General features: G+C 56.2%; 1 rRNA gene. It reads left to right on the top strand.

The annotated features are described in order from the left end of the window. Positions 1-363 (top strand): 23S ribosomal RNA (locus KUM38_RS00005); the annotation flags it as partial.

Here is a 363-nt window from a genome sequence, read left to right as displayed (position 1 = left end):
GCTGGTTCTCCCCGAAATGCATTTAGGTGCAGCGTCGTGTGTTTCTTGCCGGAGGTAGAGCACTGGATAGGCGATGGGCCCTACCGGGTTACTGACCTTAGCCAAACTCCGAATGCCGGTAAGTGAGAGCGCGGCAGTGAGACTGTGGGGGATAAGCTCCATGGTCGAGAGGGAAACAGCCCAGAGCATCGACTAAGGCCCCTAAGCGTACGCTAAGTGGGAAAGGATGTGGAGTCGCAGAGACAACCAGGAGGTTGGCTTAGAAGCAGCCACCCTTGAAAGAGTGCGTAATAGCTCACTGGTCTAGTGATTCCGCGCCGACAATGTAGCGGGGCTCAAGCGTACCGCCGAAGTCGTGTCATT

The organism is Streptomyces sp. AC558_RSS880 (assembly GCF_019049255.1).
In the GTDB taxonomy this organism is placed as follows: Bacteria; Actinomycetota; Actinomycetes; order Streptomycetales; family Streptomycetaceae; genus Streptomyces.
Note: the sequence above shows the minus strand (reverse complement) of the source record. Positions and strands in the feature narration are given on the sequence as shown.